Raw genomic sequence first — 25129 nt, 5'->3', positions numbered from 1 at the left:
TTAGCTAGTTAGATCAAAGCAAATATTACATCTCAGTAGCTAAATGGTTAAATGTTTGCTACGTGCTGTTTAATAAAGTATCAAAATTTAACCGTTATGGGTAAGAATATTACAAAAAAGCCAATAAAAAACGGCAACCAATGATTCGCGGACGATCAATAGCTGCCGTTTTGTAATCAAATAACGAAGTGATCATTATTTTTCGATGATTTTAGTACCTTCTGGCGAACCAACAAGTAATACATCAGCGCCACGATGAGCAAATAGGCCCACAGTCACTACGCCAGGTAGGGCGTTAATGCTGTCTTCCATTGCTTTAGGATCCGTGATCGCCATGTTGTAAACATCCAGAATGATATTACCGTTATCCGTAATAACACCTTCACGGTAGACTGGGTCACCACCAAGTTTTACAAGTTCACGCCCAATAAAAGAGCGCGCCATTGGAATGACTTCTACCGGTAATGGGAATTGACCTAATACGTCAACTTGCTTGGTATTATCAACAATACAAATGAATTTTTCTGCAATTGCCGCGACAATTTTTTCACGAGTTAATGCCGCACCGCCGCCTTTGATCATATCAAACTGAGCATTAACTTCGTCTGCACCATCAACATAAATATCAAGGCTAGCCACCTCGTTAGCATCAAAGACGGTAATGCCAATTTGCTCTAGACGTTCAGTTGAAGCGATAGAACTTGAAACTGCGCCTTTGATCTCTTCTTTACGGGTTGCCAAGGCATCGATGAAGTGATTAACGGTTGAACCAGTACCTACACCAACAATACTGTCTTTCGTTACGTACTCAAGTGCTGCCCATCCCGCTGCTTTTTTCATTTCATCTTGTGTCATGCTGCTATCCTCGTAATGACCTCAATTATGCGAAAGGTGATTATAACGAACCGAAGTGATTTCGTCAGTTGGATTCTATGGTTAAAGTGTGCAAATTTAAAACTAAAAATATAATTTTTTGAATAACATACAATTACATTCGGTTTTTTTTAAACACAAAGCCAAACGTTTGCGTAAAAGGAGCTATGTTTCGATAAATTGATGGTTAGGCGTGATAATAAGGGGCAAGGGTACATCCCATTTTTCATTGGGTAGTTGTGAAATATATTGGCAATCATGGCCGATCCCAATGGGATAAGGTCCTTGGCGGTGTTGATGCCATTGGCTCAGGGTTCGATCATAATATCCTCCCCCCATACCAAGCCGTTGGCCTGTACGATCAAAGGCAACCAATGGGGTGCAAATAACATCAAGTTCGGCGATAGGCTTTACTCGACGCAGATCTAATTGAGGTTCATGAATATGGTAACGATTAGTGGTCATTGGGGTGGTTGCGTCGTAATGCAAAAACAGTAAATGCCCTTTACTAAACGGATGCAGTACTGGCAGATAAACGGATTTTTCTTGTTGCCATAACCAATCAATAAACGGCTGTGGATCTATTTCACCATCAGTGGCGATATAAAGAGCAATATGCTGACTATGTTGTATTTGGGGTAAGGCTTGTAAACGTAGGGATAATTGTTGGGCGGCACGTTGTTGTTGCTGTGGGGATAACTGGCGTCTAGCACAACGAACTTGTTGTCGTAATTGCTGGCGTAAAAGTTGTGAGCTAGAAACAGGGGTCGTTATCACTTGAGTATCCAATCCATGAACGATGAGTGTCTAAAGATTGTAGAGTGAGAATCCTCACAAATAAAGTGAAATACACGAAAGGGATGCCCCAAGGTGCCGTTGCGAAATAAGGCCCTTGAACCAGATGTTCAAGGTGGATTGGCAACATTAGCCGCAGGCTTCTCAGTCAAGCTGAGCATGCACAATAGCTAATAAAAAAGCCAATCCTGGGTATTTGCTTATCGGCTCGGGGACATTCATTCACTGACGTACACCCCAGGGTCAATTCATTATCAACGCTTTGGCTGATTTTGCAATACTTTATCCAAGTTTTCTTCTAGTGAATTGATTTTATTGGATATTAATTCAGCATTGCGATTATGTTCTTGTCGCTCTAAATGCAACTCGTTACTGATGTTGAGAGCAGTAAAGATCAATAATTGTTCTACAGATACGTTACTACGCGCAGACATATCTTTCAAGCGTTGGTCAAAATCTGCCGCCGCGGCACGTAATGCGTCTTCTTGACCTGTTGGGCAATTAACTTTTAATTTTCGGCCCAATACTTGAATTTCTACAGCCTGAGTACTCATAAACCTTCGATTTGCTCCGTGCCAGAATGGGTATTCATTCTGCTTGCGACTAGAGTCAATATAGAAAAACCCTCTCTAAGATGCAAGCAGCTATGTCTCGGTTTCGGTTCAATAGCATCTGACTAAACAGATATTAATCATACTCACTATAGAGTTGATTAAGGATTGACCGTTATCGCCAGTGTTATCATTTGCCGATCTAGGCTTAAGTGTTAGCATAACACAGTGCCAGCATTCGCTCATTGCTATTTATTATACTAACTAAGCCATAAGTGTGATTATTGTTTGGTACAATTTCAAAGAATGTAAGGTTAATTACTGACAGCATTGTTAAGTAATGGACACAAAACTATTTATTTTAAATCGCGCCAATTAAAAAGGTGATAAGCCATGAGTGAAATAACCCTGCCAACATACCAAGCTGTTGAAGCTGAATTAAAAGAACAAGGCTTAGCTGCTATGCCTGCTGAATTACATGGTTTACTCAGTGGAATGATTTGTGGTGGTTTAGCTGTTGATGATGAAAGTTGGGCCGGCCCAGTCTGCGATTACGCCAATGAAGGCGAACCGATGACAGACGGTGCCAAAATGATAGTGCGCACATTATTTTCGACGACTGCTGATGAATTAATTGGTGGTGGGTTTGAATTTTCACTATTGATGCCAGATGATGATGAATCATTATCCGATCGCGCTGAAGCATTAACCGAGTGGGTAAACAGTTTTATTTCAGGTTTAGGACTGATGGATTTACAAAAAAATCAATTGTCTGAAGAAATAACTGAGGCCCTCGCTGATTTACAAGAGATCTCACAGCTTGGCATTGATGAAGATGAAGATCTTGAAGAGCAAGCGGCATTATTTGAACAAGTTGTTGAACATGTACGTATGTGTGTATTGAGCTGTCATTCTGAATTAGGTCAACGCCTTGTTAATGATGACGAGACTGATGAGCAGCCAACAGTTCACTAAGAATTTTGATTGCGAAAGGGACAAAATGTGAAGCAATATGATGTGGTTATTGCGGGTGGCGCAATGGTGGGTGCATGTTTAGCTATTGCACTTGATGAATTAACTCAGCATCAATTACATATCGCCGTTGTTGAAGCGGTAGCGGCTGATCAGCATGGGCATCCTGGCTATGATGCCCGCAGTATTGCGTTATCTCACGGGTCTAGTCGATTGTTAGATACGATCCAACTTTGGCCGGCATTGGCTAACGTTGCGACAGCAATAAAACATATTCATGTTTCTGATCGAGGTCATGCTGGCATGGTTGAGTTGTCTGCCCAACAACTGGCGGTTGATGCGTTAGGTTATGTGATTGAATTAGCTGAAGCGGGTAAGATTTTTCATCACCAGTTAGCGACTCGATCCAACATTGATCTCTTTTGTCCCGCTAAAGTTGAACATATTGAGCGTACTCAAGCTGAGGCTTTGGTACGTTTAAATACGGGTAAACGACTACGTACTAAATTAGTGGTTGCTGCTGATGGTGCGACCTCACATTGTTGCGAGTTATTGCATATCGGTCGTGATGAATATGATTTTGAGCAAGTTGCTGTTATTGCCAATATCACGACGGCTGAGCCACATCAAGGCCAAGCTTTTGAACGCTTTACTGAACATGGTCCAGTGGCATTATTGCCGATGGCTCAAGGACGGAGTTCATTGGTATGGTGCATTGAGCCTCAGCAGCAAGCGCGCATAATGGCATTATCTGATGCGCAATTTTTAACGGAATTGCAGGCGGTATTTGGTTGGCGTTTAGGGGCTCTGACGGTTGTTGGTGAGCGTCATTGTTACCCATTGATTTTGCGTCAATCACAGCGGTTAGTGTCACACCGTACTGCGGTGATTGGTAATGCAGCCCAAACGCTTCATCCTATTGCTGGACAAGGATTTAACCTTGGCTTACGTGATGTTATGACACTGGCAGAAGAAATAGCCGCGGGGGTTAAACGTGGTGCCGATATTGGTTTACCCGCCGTATTAGGTCGCTATCGTGAACGCCGTTTACCTGATCGACAAGCAACAATTGCTATGACAACAAGCTTAGTCAGTTTATTCGCTAATGATAATCCAGCACTGGCTGTTGGGCGTAATCTGGGCTTGATGACAATGAGCCTTTCTAACACACTTCAAGCACCGCTGTTACGCCGTGCGATGGGACAGGTAAAACGATAGCTATGATGCAAAATGTTGATGTCGCCATTATCGGTGGTGGAATGGTTGGTTTAACACTGGCAGCAGCGTTAGCCGATACTGAATTACGCGTGGCAGTTATTGAAGGCCAATTACCTGATCCTGAACTAACAGACTTGCCCGATATTCGAGTATCGGCATTGAGTCGAGCTAGTGAACGTATCTTACGTAATGTCGGGGCTTGGAATGGTATCTGCGATCGTCGGATGAGCCCTTACAGCAAAATGGAAGTATGGGAACAAGACAGTTTCGCCCATATTGATTTTGATGCCGAGCGGTTAGCACAACCGAACTTAGGTCATATCGTTGAAAATCGCGTGATCCAATTAGCATTACTTGATCAGGTAAGTAAGCAGCAAAACGTGATCTTAATGGCGCCAGATCGGTGTCAAAATATTGCTTTTGGTGAAACTGAAGCATGGATCACATTGGGATCGGGTAAAAACTTAACCGCTAAATTGGTCGTCGGTGCTGATGGTGCTAATTCATGGTTACGTCAGCACGTAGATATTCCACTGACGCATTGGGATTACGGCCATAGTGCACTTGTTGCTAATATCCGTTGTGATGAACCTCACTTGCAAACTGCACGTCAAATTTTTCGTCCTGATGGCCCGTTGGCCTTTTTGCCATTAGCGGAAAAAGATTTATGTTCGATTGTGTGGTCATTACCGCCGGAACAAGCCTTGCAGCTTTGTGATGTCAGTGATGAAGTCTTTAATCAACATCTAACTACCGCGTTTGATCATCGTTTAGGCTTGTGCCGTGTTGAAGGTGAGCGCCAAACCTTTTCGTTAAAAATGCGTTATGCCCAAGATTTTGTCCGTGAACGGGTGGCTTTAGTGGGGGATGCGGCTCACACCATTCATCCTCTAGCTGGGCAAGGGGTTAACTTAGGTTTATTAGATGCCGCAGCTTTAGCACAAGACATTATTGGTTTGTGGCGAGCAGAAAAAGACATTGGAAAACAAGTTAATTTGCGTCATTACGAACGCTGGCGTAAAGCAGAAGCGGCCAAAATGATCACCGCGATGCAAGGTTTTAAATCCTTGTTTGATGGTGCTCATCCAGCCAAAAAACTGGTGCGTGATTTAGGTATGTTATTTGCTAATAATGCCCCAGGCGTTAAAGATGAATTTATGCGTCGAGCATTAGGATTAACGGGTGAGTTACCTGAATTAGCCCGCCACAAATAAGCTGTAATTAGCCTCAAAGCGGAGTGATTATTTATTAAACCGTAATAATTTATTTATTACGGTTTTTTTTATTTTCACATTGAGCAAAAGATATTTTTTCACCTACAGTAAATAGAGTAATAACAACTCATTAATTGTGAGCTTAAAAAGGATGTGAGAATGAGCTATGTGCCCTCAGAATTAAAATTTACCCATACCCATGAATGGCTGCGTGATGAAGGTGATGGAATCTATACCGTAGGTATTAGCGATCATGCTCAAGCATTGTTGGGTGATATGGTGTTTATTGATTTACCTGATAGTGGGGTGGCCATTGATGGCGGGGAAGAATGTGCCATTATTGAATCAGTAAAAGCAGCATCAGATATTTATGCGCCGTGTACGGGGACGATTATAACCATTAATGAGGATCTCGATGCTGCGCCTGAATTAGTCAATAACGATCCTTATGGTGATGGGTGGTTATTTCAAATTCGAATTGATACAGAGGCTGATGTAGATGAATTACTTGATGCTGAGGATTATTTAGCGACAATTGCTGATGATGAATAGTCTTATGACATTAAAGCCCACAGAGCGAAGTGGGCTTTATTATTACTACTTACTTAATACAGAATATTGACTTAGTAAACTTCGCGAAGACGTTTAATTTCTAAGTTAACTTCGTTAACCGTATCATAATGATGCTGTTGGGCTTTTAATGGCACCAATAATATCCCTTTCTCAAAATGATAGCCGCCACGGCCATCAATATAAATTCTTCCTTTAAATATACGACTAACATGCTTGGCGATTAGTTTAGGCAAGTAGCGTTTGAACATCCGCATAATACAGTTTAACTCCGACCATCCTGGCGATTAACGGCGCTAAGTATACGCTAATTCTAGTGACACTTCTGTGACATTATTAGCATAAATTTAACTATAAGTTTCATTTATTGGCGAATTAAATAAGTTTAAATGATATATCTAGAATAATATCCTGTTAATGGTGGTTTTTTAGTGTTTGTTATTATTGTTGTTTTCTCTCTAAAAGCGGTTGATACATGATGATCGCTACCTGTTTAACGATGTTAGCGTTAAATGGATGCGTGAGGAGTGTCGTTCGAACGTTATGGGTAATTTATAAGCAATCAAGTTAATAATAAGTTAATGCTTGTTTCGATATTTTATGCTGATTTTTTAAATGTTAGGTCGATAACTGTTTAATGCTTTTTATTAAAATATCCACTTAGATCATTATTTATGATCCTAGATCAATACTGAGTTTTTGGCATATGCCAATAATGAGCGCTGTTAAATAAGGTTATTATCATTATGGCAAGACCTAAAATTGTAAGAAAGATCAGTTGCCGCCCTGCTTATAGTTGCTTTAAACCTAATGGGGTGCCGATGAAGCAATTACCTCGACTTGTGTTAGCGAGTGATGAATTAGAGGCGCTAAGATTAGTCGACATGTTGGGTTTACAACAGCTTGAAGCCGCACAGCAGTTAGGTGTTTCTCGACAAACATTAGGCAATATTGTGGCACGAGGACGCCACAAAGTTGCGCAAGCGTTAGTAATGGGAATGGCATTAGAATTGGCAACCGAGACACTTAAAAACACAGAGGAATAATGTATGTTAATAGCGATAGCGTTAACGCCAAGAGATCAGATTGCAGGCCATTTTGGTAAAGCGGCAACATTTGCTATTTATGATCAACAGGGTCAGCGAGTGGATTGTCTTGAAAATAGTGGTAGTCGCGAGTTGGGATGTAAACATAAGAAAATATTACAACGTCAACTTGCGGCACTGAACGTTAATGAAATTGTAGTTGGTAATATAGGAACACGTTCATTAGCGCGTTTATTACAAGCTGGGTTTAAGGTGAGTCGTGTACCGCCAAGAACATCATTGGTGGCTTTTTTAGCGGGTGGTATTAATAAAGAAGCGTTAGTGACAGCCGAGCAAGGTCGAGCATGTAAGCGTGAAAAAGGGGCATGTGGTTGTGGCTGTGGAACTAAGAAATCAACACCAACTGCTGTAAAAGTGGGTATGTTAGCTCCGATGATTAATGGTCTTGGTAAGATTGGCGGCTTAAAATTATGACCACATTTTTATTAACGTTAGGTATTTTTTTAATCGTGATTTTAGCGATGGCGATTGGATGGTTTGTAAAACGTCAAACAATCAGTGGTAGCTGTGGCGGGTTGGCCAATGTTGGCGTGGATAAAGAGTGTAATTGTGATGAACCTTGCGATGAACATAAACTTTATCAGATTCAAGAGCCAAATAGCCGCGCGCAGTAATTGCATTGGTATAGCAACAACAGTCATTGGCAGAGTAAACCGCTCTGCCGCGCTCTGTTTTATTTATTGGCTTAATTGACCCGTTCGAAGTTGTTCTACTTGAGTTATTACTGTTTTTGCAACGATTTGGCGTAACCATTGATTGCGAGGGTGGTTGCTGTTGCGATGTAGCCATAATAATCGAATATCAAAATCAGCAATGGTAACGGGCGGGGGACACTGGGTTAATTGATCGTTGAAAATATCCAGTTGTGCCATTAATCGTGATACCACACAAATTAAATCGCGGCCGCTTAATAAGTGTCGAATAGTGAGAAAGTTATGCGATCCCACCGCAACTTGACGCTCAAATCCTTGTCGTTGTAATTGGGTATCAACTTGGGTAGTGAGTTTACCATCAGGACTGACAAGCGCATGTGGATGGTGACTGTATTGATCTAGCGTGACGTTATCATTAAGCCCCGTTGCTCGTTGATCATAAAGGCACACATGATCTTCGGTATATAAATATTGATGTTCAATATCTTTACCCATATCGGTCATTGAACCAATTACGACGTCTATTCGATGTTGATTAAAGTCGGTGTAATAACTGTGGCGATCAACATTAAAAAAGCTCAGTTGGCATTGTGGCGCTTGATGATGAATTGCATCATACAGTGCGGGGGCAAATAACAACTCAGCATAATCAGTTAGACCTAGTTTAAAGGTGCCACAAAAATCAGCGGGAATAAAAGTACTTGGTCGTAGCAGTTCATTGGTCACTAATGACAAAATTGTATCGACAGTGGTAGCGTGTTCTAACGCGGCTTGAGTCGGCAACATCTGATGACCATGACGTTCAAACAGAGGATCGTTTAATAGATTGCGTAACCGCGATAGATTATGGCTCATGGCTGACTGACCAATGGCTAATTTATTAGCGGCCTTAGTGACACTTCGAGTCTCCATGAGTGCAGCAAAGGCAATTAATAAATTAAGATCGACACCGCGCCAATTGATATCGTAGTGGTGATGGTTAGCCATAGCTTGTTCCTTTACAGTTTTATTAAACGAACGGCATTTTAATTAATGCCGTAGGTTTTTGTTGCAGTATGCCCTAAATTATTCGGCATTAAGATCATACGGTAAATCGAGTTTGTGCCAAAGTGCGTCAGGGGTAGTAGCAAAGCGGAACTGACTGTCATCGTCGAGATCGTTAGGTAACACCACTAGTGCAATAGCGTGATCATCTGCGTAGTGATAGCCACAAATAACCGTACCGCCTTTACGCCAATTTTCACCAACACTGCGTTCTAATGCATCACCCGCTTGTGGGCATAATGTCGCAGCGCCTGTTACGATATACATGGCGCGTTTATTGATACCACGGTATTTAGCTCGTGCGACGGTTTCTTGGCCGGTATAGCAGCCTTTTTTAAAGCTAATACCATCAACCGCTTGTAAGTTTACTGCTTGAGGAATGAATTCAAGTTCAGTGATGCTATCAATCCGTGGCATAGCGGCTTTAATATCGTAGAGATTCCACAAGTCAGTGGTGGTATAGATAGCATTCGTTGCCAATGTGGTAATAACGGTATCGGCATGTTCTGCGGTTGTAATCACTAACCAACGTTCGTTGTCTACTTTGACTACGGTGGCCGTGTCGTTATGACGCACATTAGTATCGCCATCAAAATGATGATCAATGGTCGCTTGAGCTTGGGTTCCGGTTAAACCTAAAATAACGGCTGTTGTTTGGGTTATTTCTGTTTTAGAAAATACCGCATATTTTTTAAGTTCAGGTAATTGGGTTGCCATTACGCTTTGACGTTGTACTAAACCATAACCATTTTGATAATGGAAAACGCGCATAATGGTGCGTAATTTTCCTTTGGCATCACAGTGACCGGCAAAGGTTGATTTATCGGCGCTTAATGACACTACATCACACGTTAATTGACCTTGTAAGTAAGACTTACTGTCAGGGCCAACGAGTGTCACCATTCCCCAATCACTGAGGTTGATCATCGCTAACTCGGGTAGCGAATCAGTTGTGCTTAACGCGAACGGGGTAAAGGTGTGTTGAGTTGACCAAGTGTTCATAATGGTATCCACAAATGCTGTAATGATTGCGCTATGTTATACCAACTGAACAAAATAATTAACTATGGTTACACGATGGGTTAATTGGATGTTTTTGTTCGACGTAATTATGGTGGGCTAGGTCTCATCTTGAGGGATTATTTGTGCTAGCGCATGGTCGTTATGGGGCTTGACTGTTACTCTATTTGTAACGGAAATACGCTTAGTATTCGATTATCAGTGAGCCATTAGGCGCGCAACAGAGGTTATGTATGTTAGGTGCAGAAGAGAAATCCCGCGTTAAATGGGCATGTCGTCGTGGTATGCTTGAATTAGACGTGTTGGTGATGCCATTTTTTGAAGAGTGTTTTGATGATTTATCAGAACAGCAGCAACGTGATTTTATTTCTCTACTAACGTGTGATGATCCTGATTTATTTAAATGGATGATGCAGCATGGTCGCAGTGATAATGCGGCTTATGCGATGATGGTTGATAAAATTGTTGCCCATAACAACAGCAAGCTACGTTGATTTAAAGCTTAACTTATCCCCGCGACTGAACACTGCACTGAGTCTATCTTACCTTGGTGCAGTGCTATTCTTATTGATGGTCCCGCCTGTGTTTTTACCGCTAAGTTATTTTTTTGCTGAAGCGTTGCTGTTTGAATGGCAACGAAGCTATCACTATTATTTAGGTCAACAAGGTCCTTTACGGCTCTATAGCGACGGTAATATTCGTTGGCATGATCAAGCGGGAGAAATGGTCGCTGTTAAACTGGTAACGCGATGGCTGGTGGTGTTGTCGGTTGCGCATGATAGAAATCAATGGTTAATTATTTGCTATGACGGTTGTGATGCGACTCAGTATCGACACTTAAAAATGATGATCCATTTAGGGTTATTAAAACCGAATCCTTCCGCTGATAAACCATGATGCTAATATTGAAATTAGCACCATAGTATTGATGTTAAAAACAGTTGTTCGGTAGTAGTTAATAATTATTTGGCATTAAAATCGTTGGTGTTGCTTGTTCATCAAGTTCTGGATAATCAAGCGTGTAATGTAGTCCACGGCTCTCTTTACGTGCCATCGCACAACGGACAATTAACTCTGCAACTTGCAATAAATTACGCAATTCCAATAAATTATTTGAAACACGGAAATGGCAGTAATACTCATCAATTTCATGTTTCAGTAATTCAATTCGATGCATCGCGCGTTCTAGCCGTTTGGTCGAGCGAACTATTCCCACGTAATCCCACATAAATAACCGCAATTCATGCCAATTATGTTGGATCACTACTTCTTCATCAGAGTTGGTGACTTGGCTGTCATCCCAATAAGGTAATTGTTGCGGTTGTAAGATGGTATTAAATTGTTGTTCTATATGCTGTGAAGCCGACCACGCATAAACCACGCATTCAAGTAGGGAGTTCGACGCCATGCGGTTAGCACCATGTAAGCCGGTATAACTCACCTCGCCAATAGCATATAAACCCTCAATGTCTGTTTTACCTGATTTATCAACCATCACACCACCACAGGTATAATGCGCAGCGGGCACGATTGGGATCATATCGGTGGTGATATCAATGCCATAGTGATGCAGTTTTTCAGCGATCATTGGAAAGTGACTTTTAACAAAATCGGCGGGCTTGTGGCTAATATCGAGATACATGCAATCTGCACCGAGGCGTTTCATTTCATAATCGATAGCGCGTGCGACGACATCTCGTGGCGCGAGTTCTGCGCGTTCATCAAAATCGAGCATAAAACGACTGCCATCAGGACGTCGTAAATAAGCACCTTCACCGCGTAAGGCTTCACTTAATAAGAAGGTTTGTGCTTTAGGGTGAAATAAACACGTAGGGTGAAATTGATTAAATTCAAGGTTAGCAACGCGGCAGCCTGCGCGCCATGCCATTGCAATACCATCGCCCGATGATACATCCGGGTTTGAGGTGTATTGATACACTTTTGATGCGCCGCCAGTGGCTAAAACCACAAACTTAGCCGCTAAGGTTTCAACACATTCTTTATCTCGGTTCCACACATAGGCACCTAGCGCTCGGTTAGTTTCTGATTGCGGATTAATCTTTTTCTCAGTAATGATATCAAGTGCATTATGACGTTCAAGGATAGTAATGTTAGGGTGATTGCTGGCTTGTTCTTGAAGCGAGGTTTGCATCGCCATTCCGGTGGCGTCCGCAGCATGAAGAATTCGACGATGGCTATGACCACCTTCAAGTGTGAGGTGATAACGGGGATGTTCATCTGAATCTGAGTCTTCACGATCAAAGGGTACGCCGCCATCAATTAGCCATTGCACACATTGCTTGGCGTTTTCAGCAATAAATTGTACAACGTCTTGATCACATAAATGACCACCGGCAATTAAGGTGTCTTCAACGTGAGATGCAATGCTGTCGGATTCATCAAAAACGGCAGCGATACCTCCTTGAGCGTAATAGGTTGCGCCTTCACTGAGTGGACCTTTGCATAAAATGGTGACTTTACCAAGGTGGGCTAAGTGAAGTGCTAATGATAATCCTGCGGCGCCACTACCTATAACTAAAATGTCGCTATCGTGTTGATGGGGCTGGTTCATAGTGATTACATGTCCATGTGATAATCTCATTTCATGCTATCAAATTTGTTATTAAAACGCATTTTTGTTTGCGTTTTGGTAGCGTAAATATGATTGATATACGCTAATTTGGATGTATTTTTGTTAAAAGATAAGAATCGCTTATATCAGGGGGGTGTGATTTTTTATTTTTTCAGCCTCAGATCCTCGTCAGTGTTATTATTTCAGGTAAAATGATCGGTATTATTACGATCTTATTTTTGTCAGCCTTTGTTACAAGTAATAACGTAATCGTAACCAAAATATAAAATTATTTTATTAACGGTGGAACTTTGCCATTATCCATCGGTCTTACGTAGTGCTCATGTTCATAAATATTTCATAAGTCAGTGTTTTATTTACGGTGAGACTAACGCTTATAGTGGCAGGACAATCTAAATAAACCATTGTGCATCAATAACGTACTTAACCCTTTGTTGGTATAAGTTATCGTGAGATGAATGCAATATTACGAACAGTAGACATGGGAGTACACGCTCGAATGAGCGAGCAGCAAACTGATCAGGTATTAATTGAGCGAGTACAGCGGGGAGATAAGCAAGCGTTCAACCTTCTGGTTATTAAGTACCAGAATAAAGTTTGTAATCTTGTTTCTCGTTATGTAAACAATTCTGGTGATGTACCAGATGTTGCTCAAGAAGCGTTCATTAAAGCATATCGAGCCTTACCTACGTTTCGTGGTGAAAGTGCCTTTTATACATGGCTTTATCGTATCGCTGTTAATACTGCAAAAAATTATTTAGTCGCTCAGGGACGTCGTCCGCCAGCATTTGATGTTGATGCCGAAGATGCGGAATATTATGAAAGTGGAAGTGCACTTAAAGAAATTTCGAACCCTGAGAACCAAATGTTGTCTGAAGAATTAAGGCGGGTTGTTTTTAGTACGATTGAAGCATTACCCGACGATCTTAAAACAGCGATCTCATTGCGTGAACTGGATGGTCTAAGCTATGAAGAAATCGCTGAAATAATGGGATGTCCAGTAGGTACAGTTCGCTCACGTATATTCCGTGCTCGAGAGATGGTCGAAAAACGTATTCGTCCCCTTATGCAACAATAATAATGTTGCACCAAACGGTGGAAAAAATGGCTGATAAAGAAAAAATTTCGGCATTGCTTGATGGCGAAGATTTGGATCAGAGCATTATCAATGCGCTGACTGTTGACAAAAATAGCGAGCAAAGCTGGCACGACTTCAACTTAATTGGTGATGTTATGCGTGGTGATGCGCCGCAATGCAAAGAATGGAATATTGCAGGTAATGTCGCGTTAGCGTTAGAGGCTGAACCGGCACATACTGGTGCTGTGATCACACATATTGAGGCTGTTGTTCAGCCAATGATTACTGAAGAACAACCGACCCCATTTAAAGCGAAACGGACCTTACCCGTTTGGCTATCCCAGTTTGGTCAGGTTGCAGTGGCGGCATGTGTTTCATTAGCGGTGATTGTTGGTGTTCAACAATATGATGGCAATGGTAGCAATCTAACGGCGACAACCAGCAATGATGTCCCGGTGCTACAAACGATTCCATTTACAGGTAAAGCTGAACCTGTGAGTTTAAATACCAGTATGGTTGATAATAATCAAACGCCGTCTGAATCACAGTTAATGGAACAACGACGTCGAATCAATTCGATGTTACAAGATTATGAGCTGCAACTTCGTTTTAATGCTGAAGATGGCAGTCTTGATAATTCACGATTACATTCTAATAATTCTGTGGCGGATTAATGAAGAAAATACTGGTCGGTGCACTTGCATTGGTCAGCCTATTATTGCCACTACAAGCCTCTGCTGAAGCGGTTAAACCTTCAACAGAGGCTTTGTTGCATCAAATGGGCAAAGCCAGTCGAGACCTTAGTTATGAGATGTCTTACATTTGGGTAAAGAAAAATAGCATTGATACCTTGCGTTATCGACATGCATTAGAGAATGGTCAAAGTTATGCTCACTTGTTGTTCCTCAGTGGCCCACCACAAGAGGTTATTCAACGGGGTGATGAGGTTAGTTACTTTGAACCTGGGCTCGATCCTTTTACGATTAAAAGTAATAAAATGGTCGCGCCAGTGTTACCTCTAATGAAAGCTAACATTGATAAACTTGCTGATTTTTATGACTTTATTGCAATGGGGCGTGCTCGTGAAGCGGGTGTCGCTTGTGATGTCGTTCGTATTGCCCCTAAAGATGGTAATCGCTATTCTTATTTATTATGGATTGATCAAACAACCCATTTAGTGATGCGAGCTGATTTATTGGATCGTGACGGTGACCTACTTGAGCAATTTAGAGTGGTGTCATTTGTAGTGAATCCTAAAGTTGCTGAAATGCTCAGTAAGCTAGATCAAGTTAAATTGCCAGCTGTGGTACAATTGCCACAACAGCCACAGAAAAAACTTGAGTGGACCGTGAAGTGGTTACCGAATGGCTTTACATTAATTGCAGGTAATCGCCATCGTTTATTATTAACTGAACGTGCGGTTGAAAGCCGAATGTACAGTGACGGTTTGTTTAGTTTTTCTGTTTATGTTTCTGATGTGGATGATTTCGTTGGACGAGGGCAATTAGTTCGCCAAGGACGTCGTACTTTGACTACCAGAGTTAATGGTAATAAAGAAATTACTGTTGTCGGTGATATTCCACCAGAAACCGCTCGACGAATTGCAGAAAATGTAACCTTTGATAAAACTAAAGCAGAGGTTGCCCCAACGAGTAAATAATCATGATGAGAACATTAGCGACAGTTGTCGCTGTTGATACGGGCCACATAACCGTGAGTTGTCAGCAACAAACCAGTTGCGGTCATTGTGCTTCGAGTGATAGTTGTGGCACTGGTATTGTGACGAAAGCGATGCCAGGACGTTCTCATCAGATAAATATCGTAACAGATAAAAAAATAACCCTTGGACAAGTGGTTGAAATTGGCTTGTCTGAGCGTAGTATGCTCAGTTCAGCATTATTAGTTTATATGTTGCCGTTACTATTTTTAGTGGGCGGTAGTTTAATTGGGCAGTATGTTTTTATTGATTTAGCCGGCAGTAATCAGCTAGGTGTTATTGTGTCAGCTGCTGTTGCGACAACGGTAGGATTAATGATTGCACGGCATTATGCCAAGAGGTTTGATGGGGACTCAGCCTACAAACCTAGCCTCATTCGAGTACTAGGGGTCCCTATTTCAGCAGATAAGCTAATAAATGCCGCATCGAAAGATAGCGACTAGCGTTTAAATTCGGTAGAATCCGTCAACTTGATCTTAAGATCCCATTCATTTTAATCACGAGCAGTCACGCCATTCATGAAGCACATTCGTAACTTTTCGATTATCGCACATATCGACCATGGCAAGTCGACCTTATCCGACCGTCTAATTCAAGTCTGTGGCGGCCTTTCTGATCGAGAAATGGCTGCACAGGTTTTAGATTCAATGGATCTTGAACGCGAACGCGGTATCACCATCAAAGCCCAGAGCGTGACGCTCGATTACACGGCTAAAGATGGTGAAACTTATCAATTAAACTTTATCGACACCCCTGGACACGTTGACTTCTCGTATGAAGTATCGCGTTCACTTGCAGCCTGTGAAGGTGCATTGCTGGTGGTCGATGCGGGTCAGGGCGTAGAAGCTCAGACTCTCGCTAACTGTTATACTGCCATGGAAATGGATTTGGAAGTGGTGCCGATTTTAAATAAAATCGACCTTCCTGCCGCTGATCCTGAGCGTGTAGCTGAAGAAATTGAAGACATCGTTGGTATTGATGCTTTAGATGCTGTGCGTTGTTCAGCAAAAACAGGCGTTGGTGTTGACGAGGTTTTAGAAAAAATTGTAGAAGCAATTCCAGCACCTATTGGTGATCCTGATGCGCCACTACAAGCACTGATTATTGACTCATGGTTTGATAATTACTTAGGTGTTGTTTCTTTAGTTCGTGTTAAAAACGGCAAAATAAAGAAAAACGACAAAATTAAAGTGATGACCACAGGTCAAATTTGGGGTGTTGATCGTCTTGGTATCTTTACACCAAAACAAGTTGATACCACTGAATTAAATACGGGTGAAGTTGGCTGGGTTGTTTGTGGTATTAAAGACATTCTTGGTGCACCTGTTGGTGATACATTAACGCTAGCTAAAGGCGGTTGTGAGACGGCATTACCTGGCTTTGAAAAAGTAAAACCACAGGTATATGCAGGTTTGTTCCCAGTATCATCTGATGATTACGAGAACTTCCGTGATGCGTTAGGTAAATTAAGTCTTAACGATGCGTCATTGTTTTATGAGCCAGAAAGTTCGACTGCATTAGGTTTCGGCTTCCGTTGTGGTTTCTTGGGTATGCTCCACATGGAGATTATTCAAGAGCGTCTAGAGCGTGAATACGATCTTAACTTGATCACTACAGCGCCTACAGTAGTGTATGAAGTAAAGAAAACTGATGGCACTATGTTGTATGTTGATAGCCCATCAAAATTACCTGCGGTAAATGATATTGAAATTATGGGTGAGCCTATTGCTCGCTGTAATATTCTAGTGCCAAGTGAATATCTAGGTAATGTTATTACATTATGTATTGAAAAGCGTGGTATGCAGGTTGATATGGTTTATCACGGCAATCAAGTCGCATTAACGTATGACATTCCAATGTCAGAAGTGGTACTGGATTTCTTTGACCGTTTGAAATCAACGTCGCGCGGTTATGCATCGCTAGATTATAATTTCCAACGTTACCAAGAATCAGACATGGTACGGGTTGATATTCTGCTAAATGGTGAGCGTGTTGACGCCTTAGCAATCATTACTCACAAAGAAAACTCACAGACTCGTGGTCGTGATGTTGTTGAGAAAATGAAAGAATTTATTCCTCGTCAAATGTTTGATATTGCTATTCAAGCGGCGATTGGCGCTCATATCATTGCACGTTCAACCGTGAAGCAATTGCGTAAAAACGTAATCGCAAAATGTTATGGTGGCGATATTAGCCGTAAGAAAAAGCTATTACAAAAACAGAAAGACGGTAAGAAACGCATGAAGCAAATTGGTAATGTTGAATTACCACAAGAAGCTTTCTTAGCGATTCTTCATGTAGGCAAAGATAAGTAATCTTTCTTTGTTTATAATTGTCTAGATATATCATTAGAAAGTGCTTATTTAATTCGTTAAATAGCACTTTCTTTTACTTAGATACTTAGATACTTAGACGTTTTAAAGTAGACCTAATAAACTAACCGTTGGCGTTAGTTGCGTTAAACCTAAGGGATAACATGGCAAATACATTTTCAATAATACTGGTCTTAGCGACGATCTTTACTGGTATTATTTGGGCGCTAGATAAATTTCTATGGGCACCAAAGCGACAATTTAAAATTGCAGCCGCCGCTGAAAAAGCCGGTAGTCAAGTTGATGCTGAAATAATTGCACGTGTTGCGCCTCAGCCAAGTTGGGTTGAGTCAGCAAGCTCAATGTTCCCTGTGATTGCATTGATCATGATCTTCCGTTCATTTATTTATGAGCCGTTTCAAATTCCATCTAAATCAATGCTACCAACCTTGTATGTTGGCGATTTTATTCTTGTTCAAAAATTTGCTTACGGTCTTCGAGATCCTGTTTTTGACCATAAATTTTTAAATACTGGTGAGCCTAAACGTGGTGATGTGATTGTCTTCCGTTATCCACCAAACCCTACAATTGATTACATTAAACGTGTTGTTGGTTTGCCAGGTGATTTGATCCGTTATAGCGTTGATAAAAAATTATGTATTCAGCCACAAGGCACTTCTGTCTGTAAACCTGTTAAATTAACAGACATGCAAGAAAGTGATTTTACTCAAGGTATGACGCATCTCATTGAGTATAACGAACACCTTGGTGATATAAATCATCATATTCTGATCAATCCATCGCGACGAGATAACCGCATGGCTTATGTACCGCGTCCAGGGATCGGTGAGTGGATTGTACCAAAAGGTGAATATTTTGTTATGGGTGACAACCGTGACAATAGTGCTGACAGTCGTTACTGGGGTTTTGTACCAGAAGCGAATTTAGTCGGCAAGGCAGTTGCTATTTGGATGAGCTTTGATTTTGATCGCAAGCCTGATAGTTTTCTTCCATCTTGGATCCCTACCGGCGTACGTTTTAATCGTATCGGTAGCATTAAATAAAATAATCGAGAGAAAATGACAACTCCAGCGAATAGGCTGCAGCGTAAGCTAGGCTACCAATTTAATAGCTCTGAGTTGATGACATTAGCACTGACACACCGCAGTGCTAATGGCACCCACAATGAGCGCCTAGAATTTTTAGGCGATTCTATTTTAAGTTTTGTTGTTGCTGATGACTTATATCACCGTTTTCCTTTTGTGGATGAAGGTGATATGAGCCGAATGCGTGCAACACTAGTCCGTGGTAAGACATTGGCAGAGTTAGGACGTGAGTTCGAACTAGGCGACTACTTACTATTAGGTCCAGGTGAATTGAAAAGTGGCGGTTTCCGTCGTGATTCTATTCTGGCTGACTGTGTTGAAGCAATCATTGGCGCGGTTTATCTAGATAGTGATGTTGAGACAGTGCGTCAAGTCGTATTGGCTTGGTATAAATCACGTCTTGATACAATTGAACCTGGCATCAACCAAAAAGATCCAAAAACACGCCTGCAAGAATGCCTTCAGGGTCGCCGTTTACCATTACCTGCATATACTGTAACTAAGGTACAAGGTGAAGCTCATAACCAAGAGTTCACTGTACAGTGTGATGTCACAGGTTTGGATGAACCTGTAATCGGTAAAGGCGGCAGCCGGCGCAAGGCAGAGCAGGCAGCAGCAGAAATTGCACTTAATCAGTTGGAATCATGACAGATAAACAACATTGTGGCTTTATTGCCATCGTTGGTCGACCGAACGTCGGAAAATCAACCTTGCTTAACCGTTTAGTGGGACAAAAACTGTCTATCACTTCACGTAAACCGCAAACGACACGTCACCGTATCATGGGTGTTGACACTCGTGATGGATATCAAGCTGTTTATATTGATACTCCAGGTTTGCACATTGAAGAAAAGCGCGTAATTAACCGCTTAATGAACCGTGCTGCTAGCAGTTCATTAACCGATGTTGAATTGGTGTTATTTCTTGTTGATGGCACGATGTGGACTGCCGATGATGAGATGGTACTGAATAAGCTTATAAAAAATGGGCTACCGACAGTACTATTGATCAACAAAGTCGACAATATTAAAGAAAAACACGAGCTATTTCCTCATCTTGAGGCATTAGCTGAAAAAATGCCGTTTGTTGATGTTGTGCCTATTTCGGCAAAGAAAGGGACCAATATAGACACGGTTGAAAAAATTGTACGTCAACATTTACCTGAAAGTGTTTACTATTTCCCTGAAGAGTATGTAACGGATCGTTCTCAACGCTTTATGGCGTCAGAAATTATTCGTGAAAAACTAATGCGCTTTACGGGTGAAGAATTACCTTATTCTGTTACGGTTGAAATTGAGCGTTTTGATTTCAATCCTCAAACTAATGGTTTTGATATCAATGGTTTGATTCTGGTTGAGCGTAATGGCCAGAAGAAAATGGTGATCGGTAAAGGCGGCGATAAGATCAAAGTGATTGGCCGTGAAGCCCGTTTAGATATGGAAAAATTATTTGAACGTAAAGTGTATCTAGAACTTTGGGTTAAAGTGAAATCAGGTTGGGCAGATGACGAACGTGCATTGCGCAGCTTAGGTTACATTGACGATCTATAAGGAAAATAATGGAGGGCTTACAGCGTTGTTTTGTCCTTCATTATCGTCATTATAGTGAGACGAGCCTGATCCTCGATGTGTTTAGCGAGGATTATGGCCGTCTTACCCTATTAGCAAAAGGGGCGCGTCGTAAGCGTTCTAATCTTAAAGGCACATTACAACCTTTCACGCCATTGTTTATGAAGTGGAGTGGTAAAGGGAGTATGCCTGTTCTCACCCATGCTGAACCTATCAGTATCGGCTTGCCACTGCGCAGTTATATTTTATATTCCGCGATGTACGTTAATGAAGTCCTTGCGCGAGTATTAGAAAATCACACCCCTTATCCGGTGTTGTTTCTTGATTATTTGAATGTGTTACGAGAGCTTGCACAAGCGGATAATCCAGAGCCAGCATTGCGTCGTTTTGAACTCGCCTTATTACATCATCTTGGTTACGGTATCGATTTTTTGCATTGCGCAGGCAGTGGATTAGCGGTGGATGATCGCATGACCTATAACTATCGCGAACAGCGTGGTTTTATTGCCTCAATGAAAATAACCCAACTGACTTTTCGAGGTGATGAATTAAAAGCGATTGCAGCGAGATGCTTTGAAACTCCTGAACAACTTCGTGCGGCGAAACGCTTTACAAGGATGGCCTTAAAGCCGTATCTTGGCTCAAAGCCATTAAAAAGTCGGGAATTGTTTCTCCCTCGAACAAGGAGTATCAGAAAATGAACAACATTCTACTGGGTATTAATATCGATCATATTGCAACGTTACGTAATGCCCGTGGTACGCGTTACCCCGATCCAGTGCATGCCGCAGAAGTGGCAGAGCGTGCTGGTGCTGATGGTATTACCGTACATTTGCGTGAAGATCGTCGCCATATTAAAGATCGTGATGTTCGAATTTTACGAGAAACATTGCAAACACGGATGAACTTAGAAATGGCAGTCACTGATGAAATGGTGGCGATTGCGTTAGAGACACAACCAGAATATGTGTGCTTAGTGCCTGAAAAGCGTGAAGAGTTAACCACTGAAGGCGGCTTAGATGTGGCAGGGCAATGTGAGAAAATCACTGCTGCTACGACGAAATTAGCGGCGGCTGGAATTAAAGTGTCACTGTTTATTGATGCCGATAAGCGCCAGATTGATGCCGCACTTGCAACGGGTGCACCATTTATTGAATTGCATACGGGTCATTATGCTGATGCGGCAACGGAAGAAATCCAAGCAGCAGAACTTGAAAAAATAGCAGTGGCAGCAACCTATGCTGCAAGTCTGGGGATTAACGTTAATGCTGGACACGGTTTAACCTACCATAACGTTAAAGCTATTGCCGCATTACCTGAGCTATATGAGCTTAATATCGGCCATTCCATTATGGGACGGGCGATGTTTGATGGCCTTGAAAAAGCAGTCACTGATATGCGTTTATTGATGCAGGAAGCGCGTCGCTAATGGCTATTTTAGGTTTAGGGACTGATATCGTTGAAATTGAGCGGATTGAAAAGGTACTCACTCGAACGGGAGATGGCTTTGCCGAGCGAGTGTTATCAGCCTCTGAACTTGAACAATACTATCGGCTAAAGTTACGCGCTCGGTTTGTTGCCAAACGGTTTGCGGTTAAAGAAGCCGCCTCAAAAGCGTTAGGAACAGGGATTGCTTGCGGGGTGTCTTTTCAAGATTTTAGCGTTACCAATGATGAGCGTGGTAAGCCGTTACTGACTTTTACTGGGCAAGCATTGGTATTATTGACCGCAATGGGCGGCCAACACGTGCACCTGACTATTGCCGATGAACGTCGTTATGCAGTCGCAACTGTGATCATTGAACATTAAATATTAAACATTAATCTTATCGTGATGATGGGATGATAAAAAAGCGCGAGCCTTATCAGCTGGCGCTTTTTTGTGACCATTGTTTTATGGCAATATCATACGATTAAATACACTTAGCATTAACGTCGATATTGTTTTGAGGCTTTAACAACATGATCCATTTCATCGATAAGTTCTAATAACTCTGGTTCAATATCGGCCATTACCGCATCGGCTTTTAATTCGGTTTCAATGGTATGGCAAAGGTATTTTAGACGTGGAACACCGCTATAAGCACAGCTACCATGAAGTTTGTGAATTGACGGCCACAACTCGACTTGTTTTCCATCCAGCGCTTCATTGACTAGCAGTTCTACTTCAGGCATGTAATCTAATAACATTTGTAGCATATCACGGGCTAAATCTTCTTTACCTGCCGCTTGTTTAAGTGCTAATGACCAATCAAAATTAATACTATTATCAATGGTTGTTGATGGATCTTGCTGTGGTTCAACAATGTTGATTGTTGTGTATTGTGCTGGAATATATCCGCCACCATGATGATCAGTTGGCGTGATCCACTTTGCTAATATTTGTTGCAGAATATGCTCTTCAATGGGTTTGGTGAGGTAATCATCCATTCCTGCATTGATTAATCGCTCGCGTTCGCCAGCCATTGCATGGGCGGTAACGGCAATAATTGGCGTATTATGATTAAGATTCGTTTTGTGTATTTCTTGGCAGGCAGTAACCCCATCCATTTCTGGCATTTGAATGTCCATAAAGATCAGATCAAAGGCTTTTTGGTGGGCATATTCGACGGCTTTTTTACCACCAGTGGCGGTGATCACTGTTTCAACGCGCTCGCCTAATAGGGCGGAAATTAACTTTAAGTTGGCCGGATTATCATCAACAGCCATTACTGTTAGCGCTTGAACGGGTTCTGCTGGTGCCGTTAATGCAGGCAGCTCTGGTTCATTATTGTCATCATTATTATCACACAACGCTTCAAATAATTTACGTGATGCAATCGGCTTACCAAGACAGATTTCAACCCCGGTATTGGTCAGTTTTTCAGACAATGCTAGTTCAGTTGTTGGTAAGCAAACCAGAACTTTATCGGCAATTTGTTCCGCTTTAAAGACATGGTTAAACAGTACTGCTGTCGGTGGTTGTTCACACGGCGATAAACACAGTAAAGCAAAATCATGGTGTTCGATATCATCAGGCATCGTTGAGCGGTAAGTGACATGTACCCCCGCATTAATTAACCGTTGCTGCACCACCGAAGCGGCTTGCATATTAGGTTCAATTAACAGTAATTTCTTGCCCATTAATGATGAGGTATCTATCAGTTGTGATACAGGTAGATCCGTTTTATGCATGCGAATACTGAACCAGAAGGTTGAACCTTGATGGAGGCGACTGCTTAGACTGACCTGTCCTCCCATTTGGCTGACCAGTTTCTGAGTGATCACAAGTCCTAGTCCGGTACCACCATAACGACGTGAGATACTGGCATCGGCTTGGCTAAAGGCTTGGAATAATTGTGCTTGTTGACGCTCTGAAATACCGATACCGGTATCGCGCACCATAAATTGCAATTCAATATTATTGTCATGCTCAGATTTGAGTTCTATAGAGACATCAATATTGCCAGTTTCGGTAAACTTAACCGCATTACCGATTAAGTTAGTCACCACTTGTTGTATACGCAGTGGATCACCAATTAAGCCTGGCGGTATACGGGTATCAATTTTGAGGGTTAATTCTAAACCTTTTTCATGCGCACTTGGGGCAAGTAGCCGCATCACATCATCAAGGGCATCGGTGAAATCAAACGGAATATTTTCCAGTAATAATTTACCTGCTTCTAGTTTTGAGAAGTCCAAAATGTCGTTGATGATCGTCAGTAGGTTATTGGCTGAATTTTCAATTGTCAGTAGATAATCTTGCTGGTTGGTATTGAGCTTGGTTTTGAGCATTTGACGAGTAAAGCCAATCACACCATTGAGTGGGGTACGTAATTCGTGTGACATGTTGGCTAAGAATTCAGATTTAACTCGCGCGGCCTCTTGAGCCCGTTTTTTGGCTATGTCTAACTCAACGTTTTGAATTTCAAGTTGTTCTAATGTTTCACGTAAATCAGAAGTGGCCTGATCAATACTTTGCTGCATTTCAATATGATATTCAGACAGTGAAATCGCCATCGCATTAATACCGTTTTTAAGGGTATCAAGTTCGCCTAATAATTGGCCTTCGATTCGAACATCCAGATGACCTCGTCGAATTCTATCAACAACACTGATCATATGTGAAATAGGCCGAGTGACATCTTGCATTAATCGATAAGCAAACAATGACGATAGGCTAAGGCCAAGCAGTAATACCATTAGAGCGGTAAACACTTCTTGGTATTGTTGTAATCGTAATGAACTAAGATCGAGTTCTATTGCAATATACCCCAATGGTTTTCCTAATGAGCTGGCACTGGTGTTCGAACCAAATTGGCCTTCAGTTAAAATAGGGGTGCGTAAAATAAGGGTATTATCATTGAGCTGAGTATCAAGTAAGCGTGGAATGGGCTTGTCGTCTGGATACATAAAAGAAGCAAAATTACGGTGAAAGTTAGAGGTCGCAAAAATTTTATTGTGATCCGTAAAAACAGCAATGCTTCGAATAATATCGGAATGTTTACGGTGGGTGTAACCGATCAGGCGTCGAATAGCCTCCCGATTTTTTTCGGTCATACCGTATTCAGCCGAAATCGCTAACGGCTCAATGATGCTGGTGCCTGTCGAAATTAATTGATGTTCGAGATCTTGATAGCGACTCATTGTAAAAAAAGCGCTCAATAACAGGCCGATTATCAGTGTTGGTGCTAATGTCAGGGTAAAGACCCTGGCACGAAGTCCATATTTGGTCATGGTTCTCTTAATTACAAGCAAGCG

The 25129-nt window shown here is 41.8% G+C and carries 28 protein-coding genes and 1 other RNA gene; 20 read left to right on the top strand and 9 right to left on the bottom strand.

Going from position 1 to position 25129, the window contains the following annotated elements; genetic code table 11:
* Nucleotides 1-195: 195 nt before the first annotated feature.
* From rpiA to C9J51_RS16285, 4 genes are all read right to left on the bottom strand, one after another.
* Nucleotides 196-855 carry a ribose-5-phosphate isomerase RpiA gene (gene rpiA / locus C9J51_RS16300; protein WP_045037819.1) on the bottom strand — a complete coding sequence of 220 codons (660 nt, stop codon included), beginning with the start codon at nt 853-855 and terminating at the stop codon, nt 196-198.
* A gap of 183 nt (nt 856-1038) precedes the next feature.
* The gene (locus C9J51_RS16295) at nt 1039-1647 is read right to left on the bottom strand and encodes a 5-formyltetrahydrofolate cyclo-ligase (RefSeq protein ID WP_045040245.1); all 609 of its coding nucleotides are present in this window, start codon (nt 1645-1647) and stop codon (nt 1039-1041) included.
* Nucleotides 1648-1731: 84 nt separating this feature from the next.
* Nucleotides 1732-1915, bottom strand: a non-coding RNA gene (gene ssrS, locus C9J51_RS16290) — 6S RNA.
* Between the two features lie 7 nt (nt 1916-1922).
* The gene (locus C9J51_RS16285) at nt 1923-2222 is read right to left on the bottom strand and encodes a cell division protein ZapA (RefSeq protein ID WP_045037820.1); all 300 of its coding nucleotides are present in this window, start codon (nt 2220-2222) and stop codon (nt 1923-1925) included.
* Between the two features lie 390 nt (nt 2223-2612).
* Here C9J51_RS16285 and C9J51_RS16280 point away from each other — a divergent pair, with 390 nt between their 5' ends.
* The 4 genes from C9J51_RS16280 (at nt 2613) to gcvH (ending at nt 6175) form a co-directional block, all read left to right on the top strand.
* Nucleotides 2613-3194, top strand: coding sequence for a YecA/YgfB family protein (locus tag C9J51_RS16280; protein ID WP_107180494.1), 582 nt, complete (start codon nt 2613-2615; stop codon nt 3192-3194).
* 27 nt (nt 3195-3221) lie between these two features.
* Nucleotides 3222-4409, top strand: a complete 1188-nt coding sequence (gene ubiH / locus C9J51_RS16275; RefSeq protein WP_082301497.1) for a 2-octaprenyl-6-methoxyphenyl hydroxylase — start codon at nt 3222-3224, stop codon at nt 4407-4409.
* Between the two features lie 2 nt (nt 4410-4411).
* Nucleotides 4412-5623 (top strand): FAD-dependent 2-octaprenylphenol hydroxylase, encoded by a 1212-nt coding sequence (locus C9J51_RS16270; RefSeq protein ID WP_045040234.1) that lies wholly within the window; start codon nt 4412-4414, stop codon nt 5621-5623.
* A 159-nt stretch (nt 5624-5782) separates the two neighbouring features.
* Nucleotides 5783-6175: a glycine cleavage system protein GcvH gene (gene gcvH / locus C9J51_RS16265; protein WP_045037822.1), complete on the top strand. Its 393-nt coding sequence runs from the start codon at nt 5783-5785 to the stop codon at nt 6173-6175.
* A 71-nt stretch (nt 6176-6246) separates the two neighbouring features.
* Here gcvH and C9J51_RS16260 read toward each other — a convergent pair whose 3' ends face one another.
* Nucleotides 6247-6450 carry a DUF1107 domain-containing protein gene (locus C9J51_RS16260; RefSeq protein WP_045040233.1) on the bottom strand — a complete coding sequence of 68 codons (204 nt, stop codon included), beginning with the start codon at nt 6448-6450 and terminating at the stop codon, nt 6247-6249.
* A gap of 489 nt (nt 6451-6939) precedes the next feature.
* On the opposite strand from C9J51_RS16260, the gene C9J51_RS16255 reads away from it, so the two are divergent.
* From C9J51_RS16255 to nqrM, 3 genes are read left to right on the top strand one after another with little or no spacing between them, the layout of a single operon-like run.
* A complete protein-coding gene (locus C9J51_RS16255; protein ID WP_045037824.1) occupies nt 6940-7239 on the top strand; it encodes a DUF134 domain-containing protein in 300 nt (99 codons plus the stop codon).
* Between the two features lie 3 nt (nt 7240-7242).
* Nucleotides 7243-7713: a NifB/NifX family molybdenum-iron cluster-binding protein gene (locus C9J51_RS16250; protein ID WP_045040232.1), complete on the top strand. Its 471-nt coding sequence runs from the start codon at nt 7243-7245 to the stop codon at nt 7711-7713.
* Nucleotides 7710-7913 (top strand): (Na+)-NQR maturation NqrM, encoded by a 204-nt coding sequence (gene nqrM / locus C9J51_RS16245; RefSeq protein WP_045037826.1) that lies wholly within the window; start codon nt 7710-7712, stop codon nt 7911-7913. Before C9J51_RS16250 ends, nqrM begins: the two co-directional genes overlap by 4 nt.
* Before the next feature lie 63 nt (nt 7914-7976).
* Here the strand turns inward: nqrM and C9J51_RS16240 are convergent, their stop codons facing one another.
* Nucleotides 7977-8939 carry a LysR family transcriptional regulator gene (locus C9J51_RS16240; protein ID WP_045040231.1) on the bottom strand — a complete coding sequence of 321 codons (963 nt, stop codon included), beginning with the start codon at nt 8937-8939 and terminating at the stop codon, nt 7977-7979.
* Between the two features lie 78 nt (nt 8940-9017).
* Nucleotides 9018-9998 carry a tRNA-modifying protein YgfZ gene (gene ygfZ, locus C9J51_RS16235; RefSeq protein WP_045037827.1) on the bottom strand — a complete coding sequence of 327 codons (981 nt, stop codon included), beginning with the start codon at nt 9996-9998 and terminating at the stop codon, nt 9018-9020.
* A 251-nt stretch (nt 9999-10249) separates the two neighbouring features.
* Here ygfZ and C9J51_RS16230 point away from each other — a divergent pair, with 251 nt between their 5' ends.
* Both C9J51_RS16230 and C9J51_RS16225 read left to right on the top strand, forming a co-directional pair.
* Nucleotides 10250-10510, top strand: a complete 261-nt coding sequence (locus C9J51_RS16230) for an FAD assembly factor SdhE (protein WP_045040230.1) — start codon at nt 10250-10252, stop codon at nt 10508-10510.
* Nucleotides 10479-10913 carry a protein YgfX gene (locus C9J51_RS16225; RefSeq protein WP_164838169.1) on the top strand — a complete coding sequence of 145 codons (435 nt, stop codon included), beginning with the start codon at nt 10479-10481 and terminating at the stop codon, nt 10911-10913. Before C9J51_RS16230 ends, C9J51_RS16225 begins: the two co-directional genes overlap by 32 nt.
* A gap of 58 nt (nt 10914-10971) precedes the next feature.
* Here C9J51_RS16225 and nadB read toward each other — a convergent pair whose 3' ends face one another.
* The gene (gene nadB, locus C9J51_RS16220) at nt 10972-12588 is read right to left on the bottom strand and encodes an L-aspartate oxidase (RefSeq protein ID WP_045040229.1); all 1617 of its coding nucleotides are present in this window, start codon (nt 12586-12588) and stop codon (nt 10972-10974) included.
* 520 nt (nt 12589-13108) lie between these two features.
* On the opposite strand from nadB, the gene rpoE reads away from it, so the two are divergent.
* The 11 genes from rpoE (at nt 13109) to acpS (ending at nt 22199) form a co-directional block, all read left to right on the top strand.
* Nucleotides 13109-13687 (top strand): RNA polymerase sigma factor RpoE, encoded by a 579-nt coding sequence (rpoE, locus tag C9J51_RS16215; RefSeq protein WP_045037831.1) that lies wholly within the window; start codon nt 13109-13111, stop codon nt 13685-13687.
* A gap of 26 nt (nt 13688-13713) precedes the next feature.
* Entirely contained in the window at nt 13714-14361 is a 648-nt protein-coding gene (locus C9J51_RS16210; protein ID WP_045040228.1) for an RseA family anti-sigma factor, read from the top strand.
* On the top strand, nt 14361-15347 hold the full coding sequence (gene rseB, locus C9J51_RS16205; protein ID WP_045040227.1) for a sigma-E factor regulatory protein RseB: 987 nt from the start codon (nt 14361-14363) through the stop codon (nt 15345-15347). Before C9J51_RS16210 ends, rseB begins: the two co-directional genes overlap by 1 nt.
* A 2-nt stretch (nt 15348-15349) precedes the next feature.
* A complete protein-coding gene (locus C9J51_RS16200) occupies nt 15350-15847 on the top strand; it encodes a SoxR reducing system RseC family protein (protein WP_045037834.1) in 498 nt (165 codons plus the stop codon).
* 75 nt (nt 15848-15922) lie between these two features.
* Nucleotides 15923-17719 carry a translation elongation factor 4 gene (gene lepA, locus C9J51_RS16195; protein WP_045037835.1) on the top strand — a complete coding sequence of 599 codons (1797 nt, stop codon included), beginning with the start codon at nt 15923-15925 and terminating at the stop codon, nt 17717-17719.
* Between the two features lie 161 nt (nt 17720-17880).
* Nucleotides 17881-18780, top strand: a complete 900-nt coding sequence (gene lepB / locus C9J51_RS16190; RefSeq protein ID WP_107275245.1) for a signal peptidase I — start codon at nt 17881-17883, stop codon at nt 18778-18780.
* Between the two features lie 15 nt (nt 18781-18795).
* The gene (gene rnc, locus C9J51_RS16185) at nt 18796-19470 is read left to right on the top strand and encodes a ribonuclease III (protein WP_045037837.1); all 675 of its coding nucleotides are present in this window, start codon (nt 18796-18798) and stop codon (nt 19468-19470) included.
* The gene (gene era / locus C9J51_RS16180) at nt 19467-20372 is read left to right on the top strand and encodes a GTPase Era (protein ID WP_045037838.1); all 906 of its coding nucleotides are present in this window, start codon (nt 19467-19469) and stop codon (nt 20370-20372) included. Before rnc ends, era begins: the two co-directional genes overlap by 4 nt.
* A 5-nt stretch (nt 20373-20377) precedes the next feature.
* Nucleotides 20378-21091, top strand: a complete 714-nt coding sequence (gene recO, locus C9J51_RS16175; RefSeq protein WP_181314836.1) for a DNA repair protein RecO — start codon at nt 20378-20380, stop codon at nt 21089-21091.
* The gene (gene pdxJ / locus C9J51_RS16170) at nt 21088-21819 is read left to right on the top strand and encodes a pyridoxine 5'-phosphate synthase (RefSeq protein WP_045040226.1); all 732 of its coding nucleotides are present in this window, start codon (nt 21088-21090) and stop codon (nt 21817-21819) included. Before recO ends, pdxJ begins: the two co-directional genes overlap by 4 nt.
* Entirely contained in the window at nt 21819-22199 is a 381-nt protein-coding gene (gene acpS, locus C9J51_RS16165) for a holo-ACP synthase (protein WP_045040225.1), read from the top strand. The genes pdxJ and acpS overlap by 1 nt, the downstream gene beginning before the upstream one ends.
* A 119-nt stretch (nt 22200-22318) precedes the next feature.
* Here acpS and barA read toward each other — a convergent pair whose 3' ends face one another.
* Entirely contained in the window at nt 22319-25105 is a 2787-nt protein-coding gene (gene barA / locus C9J51_RS16160; RefSeq protein WP_045037841.1) for a two-component sensor histidine kinase BarA, read from the bottom strand.
* Nucleotides 25106-25129: the final 24 nt, after the last annotated feature.

It is taken from the genome of Photobacterium iliopiscarium (genome assembly GCF_003026395.1).
GTDB lineage: Bacteria > Pseudomonadota > Gammaproteobacteria > Enterobacterales > Vibrionaceae > Photobacterium > Photobacterium iliopiscarium.
The sequence above is the reverse complement of the archived record's forward strand: the minus strand, read 5'-3'. Positions and strand labels throughout refer to the sequence as shown.

Coding starts and splice junctions, on each gene's coding strand:
- lepB (WP_107275245.1), top strand. CDS start 17,881: ATGGCAAATACATTTTCAATAATACTGGTCTTAGCGACGATCTTTACT.
- acpS (WP_045040225.1), top strand. CDS start 21,819: ATGGCTATTTTAGGTTTAGGGACTGATATCGTTGAAATTGAGCGGATT.
- gcvH (WP_045037822.1), top strand. CDS start 5,783: ATGAGCTATGTGCCCTCAGAATTAAAATTTACCCATACCCATGAATGG.
- rnc (WP_045037837.1), top strand. CDS start 18,796: ATGACAACTCCAGCGAATAGGCTGCAGCGTAAGCTAGGCTACCAATTT.
- rseB (WP_045040227.1), top strand. CDS start 14,361: ATGAAGAAAATACTGGTCGGTGCACTTGCATTGGTCAGCCTATTATTG.
- C9J51_RS16250 (WP_045040232.1), top strand. CDS start 7,243: ATGTTAATAGCGATAGCGTTAACGCCAAGAGATCAGATTGCAGGCCAT.
- ygfZ (WP_045037827.1), bottom strand. CDS start 9,998: ATGAACACTTGGTCAACTCAACACACCTTTACCCCGTTCGCGTTAAGC.
- nqrM (WP_045037826.1), top strand. CDS start 7,710: ATGACCACATTTTTATTAACGTTAGGTATTTTTTTAATCGTGATTTTA.
- C9J51_RS16270 (WP_045040234.1), top strand. CDS start 4,412: ATGATGCAAAATGTTGATGTCGCCATTATCGGTGGTGGAATGGTTGGT.
- C9J51_RS16255 (WP_045037824.1), top strand. CDS start 6,940: ATGGCAAGACCTAAAATTGTAAGAAAGATCAGTTGCCGCCCTGCTTAT.
- rpiA (WP_045037819.1), bottom strand. CDS start 855: ATGACACAAGATGAAATGAAAAAAGCAGCGGGATGGGCAGCACTTGAG.
- C9J51_RS16230 (WP_045040230.1), top strand. CDS start 10,250: ATGTTAGGTGCAGAAGAGAAATCCCGCGTTAAATGGGCATGTCGTCGT.
- pdxJ (WP_045040226.1), top strand. CDS start 21,088: ATGAACAACATTCTACTGGGTATTAATATCGATCATATTGCAACGTTA.
- C9J51_RS16285 (WP_045037820.1), bottom strand. CDS start 2,222: ATGAGTACTCAGGCTGTAGAAATTCAAGTATTGGGCCGAAAATTAAAA.
- barA (WP_045037841.1), bottom strand. CDS start 25,105: ATGACCAAATATGGACTTCGTGCCAGGGTCTTTACCCTGACATTAGCA.
- lepA (WP_045037835.1), top strand. CDS start 15,923: ATGAAGCACATTCGTAACTTTTCGATTATCGCACATATCGACCATGGC.
- nadB (WP_045040229.1), bottom strand. CDS start 12,588: ATGAACCAGCCCCATCAACACGATAGCGACATTTTAGTTATAGGTAGT.
- C9J51_RS16260 (WP_045040233.1), bottom strand. CDS start 6,450: ATGCGGATGTTCAAACGCTACTTGCCTAAACTAATCGCCAAGCATGTT.
- era (WP_045037838.1), top strand. CDS start 19,467: ATGACAGATAAACAACATTGTGGCTTTATTGCCATCGTTGGTCGACCG.
- C9J51_RS16200 (WP_045037834.1), top strand. CDS start 15,350: ATGATGAGAACATTAGCGACAGTTGTCGCTGTTGATACGGGCCACATA.
- C9J51_RS16280 (WP_107180494.1), top strand. CDS start 2,613: ATGAGTGAAATAACCCTGCCAACATACCAAGCTGTTGAAGCTGAATTA.
- C9J51_RS16240 (WP_045040231.1), bottom strand. CDS start 8,939: ATGGCTAACCATCACCACTACGATATCAATTGGCGCGGTGTCGATCTT.
- rpoE (WP_045037831.1), top strand. CDS start 13,109: ATGAGCGAGCAGCAAACTGATCAGGTATTAATTGAGCGAGTACAGCGG.
- C9J51_RS16210 (WP_045040228.1), top strand. CDS start 13,714: ATGGCTGATAAAGAAAAAATTTCGGCATTGCTTGATGGCGAAGATTTG.